The organism is Bacteroides sp. CAG:633 (assembly GCF_000435115.1).
Classification (GTDB): domain Bacteria; phylum Bacteroidota; class Bacteroidia; order Bacteroidales; family Bacteroidaceae; genus Bacteroides; species Bacteroides ndongoniae.
In genome coordinates this window covers 11,883-15,273 of the sequence record NZ_FR883059.1, presented here as the reverse complement: position 1 = coordinate 15,273, position 3,391 = coordinate 11,883, and the positions used below count along the sequence as shown (strand labels likewise).

Here is a 3,391-nt window from a genome sequence, read left to right as displayed (position 1 = left end):
AAACATAGTGATAATCGTTTAAATGTTATAATTGGACACTATAAATTTAATGATTTTTATCGCTATGTTTCTAATTTTCAACAAAATATATTTATTCTTATTTCGAACTCACGTTAGAGTTTAGGATTTACAGAAGTTGCCACTTGGCTTCATTCCGCAGAAAAGTAAAGCCGCCAGCAGCATAAAGAGCAGATTTTAACTTATTGTCGGTTGTTTCCTATATAAAATTAAGTTATTTTTGCGCTCAAATCATAAATTCAGGGCTTTATGAAGAATAGACGTTTTTGTATGTGGATAATGGCAGCCACCATGCTTTTTCCATCGGTGCTGATGGCGCAGAACTCCACAAGTGCTCTTCCCGATAAAGGGAAGACGGTAAAGACCAGTGTACAGGATACTGCAAAGGTCGATACCTTATCTGGAATCTTAAAGGAAAATCTGATGTTGAAATTGAATAAGGTGGATTCACTTTATAAGGTAGATACTGTATCCGTGCTGTATGAAAAGTATCTGGGGATACTGAACTATCTGAACGATCCGGCTACTTCGGAACGTTATATCGCCTGGAATCCGTATTATTACCGGATGTTTGTGCCCTTTACGTATTTTTATGGTCCGCTGAAGCGTTATTCTACGTTGGAGTGGAAGTTTCAGCAGCCGGATACGGTGCCCGAACTGACGCGCGACCTGCTGCCGTACGATACGCTGAGCTTTTCGTCGTTGGACCGCATCGGTGAGGTGGTAGACCGTACACTGCTGTCGGCCTATGTGCATTGCCCGCGGAAGGTTACACGGACGGAGGATGTGATTAACCAGGGAAGACTGTTCAAGGATGACATCGAAAAGGAAGCATCGTCCAAGCCGTCTGTCATCAAACTGTTCTCGCAGGAGAAAATGACGGTGAAGAAAGATGCAGGAGTTGTGATTCATAAACCCAACTGGTGGACAACGGGTGGAAACGGTTCGTTGCAGATAACGCAGAACTACATTTCGGACAACTGGTACAAGGGTGGAGAAAGTACCAATTCGATGCTCGCCAACCTGCAGATGTTTGCCAACTACAACGACCGTGAAAAGATCCAGTGGGAAAGTCTGTTGGATGCCAAGCTGGGCTTTACATCTGCACCCTCGGACAAGTTTCACGATTTTCTGGTGAATACCGATCAGCTGCGCATCTACAGCAAGCTGGGTATTCAGGCTGCTTCGAAATGGTATTATACTATATCGACCGAATTCAAGACCCAGTTCTGTCATGGCTATAAGGCCAACGAAGAACCGTTGGTTTCGTCTTTCCTGGCACCGGCTGACTGGTCGGCCAGTGTCGGTATGGATTATAAGCTGGTGAAGAGTAAGATAAACCTGTCTGTGTTCATGGCACCTTTGACGTGGACCATGCGTTATGTGGGCAACAGTGAGGTGAATGAGGTGAGCTTTGGTCTGGAGGAAGGAAAATCGGTGAAACATAATTTCGGTTCGCAGATTAAGCCGACCTTGACGTGGCAGATCATACCTTCGATTTCGCTGGAGTCTCGTCTCGACTTCCTGACGAGTTACGAGTGGGTGCGCATCGAATGGGAAAATACATTCAACTTTGTGCTGAACAGATACCTGTCGACCAAACTTTATATTCATGCCCGTTTTGATGACAGTAGTTTGCCGACCGAGGGTGACAGCTATTTCCAGGTAAAAGAACTGTTGAGCTTCGGTATCAACTATTCATGGTAAGCGAAGGCTGAAGATTGGTCAGAATGATAGTGGAGAGTGTGTATCTTCATTTACGACACACCCTCTTCTCAATACAAAAGGATGTTCTCTCTGCCGTATCGGGATGCGATGCGGAGGGGAAAACATCCTTTTTCTTTCCCCCTGTCGCAGAATCCCGGAAATGGCTTTTCGGGTGATTTTGAGCATTTCATCGGCTCTGCTTATTGTAAAATGAGTATAAATACCATTCAAATGCAAAAAATGAACGTTATCGCACACAAAAAAACTATTTAATCCCTTGCAGTTCGTAAATAATGAGTAAATTTGCCGCGATTTGTAATGCTCACTTTGCAAAATGGCGAATACTATAGAACATCAAGGTATTGTGGAAAACATAACAGATTCGCATCTTCAGGTGCGGATTGTTCAGACTTCTGCTTGTGCGGCTTGCAGTATAAAGGGACATTGCACTTCGGCCGACGTAAAGGAAAAGCTGATTGATGTAACGGTGGCAGATACGTCTTCTTATCGGGTAGGGGATCGGGTCTGTGTAGTCGGAGAAGTGTCGATGGGTGCATTGGCCGTGCTCTATGCTTTTATATTCCCTTTCCTGATTTTGGTAATTTCTCTTTTTGTCTTTATGAGTATTTGGAAGGAAGAATTGTCTTCGGCGCTTGTGTCGTTCTTGTTGCTGGCATTGTACTATGGTGTCTTATGGATGAACAGGTCGCGGATGAGCAAGAAATTTTCCTTTTCGATCAAACCGATGATTAACTAATTTAAAATAAATAACTAATAAACAACAGATCTATGAATGTAATTCTGATTGCAGTGATCTCTTTGGGAGTCATAGCGCTCGTTTCGGCGATTGTGCTCTATGTGGCTTCCAAGAAGTTTGCCGTGTATGAAGATCCACGAATAGCCAAGGTGGCTGCTGTGCTGCCCCAGGCCAATTGTGGTGGATGTGGGTACCCTGGTTGTAGCGGATTTGCCGACGCATGTGTGAAGGCTGGTTCTTTGGAAGGGAAATTGTGTCCTGTAGGTGGACAGGCTGTTATGACTCAGGTCGCTGAAATCCTGGGATTGGATGCTGCTGCATCCGAACCGATGGTGGCAGTGGTGAGATGTAACGGTACGTGTGCCAACCGTCCTCGAATCAATCAGTACGACGGTGCTAAAAGTTGTGCTATCATGTCTTCTCTGTATGGAGGCGAAACGGGTTGCAGCTATGGCTGTCTGGGATGTGGCGACTGTGTCTCAGCGTGTCAGTTCGGTGCCATTCGCATGAACCCTGAAACAGGGTTGCCCGAAGTGGACGAAGCCAAATGTACGGCATGCGGTGCCTGTGCGAAAGCTTGTCCGCGTAATATCATCGAAATCCGTCCGCAGGGTAAGAAATCGCGTCGGGTTTACGTACAATGCGTCAATAAGGACAAGGGAGCTGTGGCCCGTAAGGCATGTACGGCTGCCTGCATCGGTTGCGGAAAGTGCGTGAAGGTATGTCCGTTCGAGGCCATTACGTTGGAAAACAACCTGGCTTATATCGACTATAACAAATGTAAGTCGTGCCGCAAGTGCGAAGAAGCCTGTCCGCAGGGAGCTATCGTGGCGCTGAACTTCCCGCCGCGTAAACCTAAGACGGAAGAAGCCGCACAGGGCGAGGCTCCGAAAGCCGCTGAAGTAAAGG

At 46.1% G+C, this 3,391-nt stretch carries 3 protein-coding genes (1 of these 3 running past the window's edge); all 3 read left to right on the top strand.

What is annotated here, in order from left to right; genetic code table 11:
- Positions 1-267 precede the first annotated feature (267 nt).
- Positions 268-1,725: a DUF3078 domain-containing protein gene (locus QVP67_RS07490; protein WP_022162951.1), complete on the top strand. Its 1,458-nt coding sequence runs from the start codon at positions 268-270 to the stop codon at positions 1,723-1,725.
- Positions 1,726-2,059: 334 nt separating this feature from the next.
- Positions 2,060-2,482, top strand: a complete 423-nt coding sequence (locus tag QVP67_RS07485; protein WP_022162950.1) for a SoxR reducing system RseC family protein — start codon at positions 2,060-2,062, stop codon at positions 2,480-2,482.
- Between the two features lie 32 nt (positions 2,483-2,514).
- A protein-coding gene (locus tag QVP67_RS07480) for a Fe-S cluster domain-containing protein (RefSeq protein WP_022162949.1) crosses the window boundary here: on the top strand, positions 2,515-3,391 show its 5' portion. Its footprint extends 20 nt past the window's final position; only the first 877 of its 897 coding nucleotides appear in the window; it begins with the start codon at positions 2,515-2,517; its stop codon lies off the right edge, out of view.

What these genes read in the sequence shown, in the direction of transcription:
- QVP67_RS07485 (WP_022162950.1), top strand. Translation starts at nt 2,060, where the DNA reads ATGGCGAATACTATAGAACATCAAGGTATTGTGGAAAACATAACAGAT.
- QVP67_RS07490 (WP_022162951.1), top strand. Translation starts at nt 268, where the DNA reads ATGAAGAATAGACGTTTTTGTATGTGGATAATGGCAGCCACCATGCTT.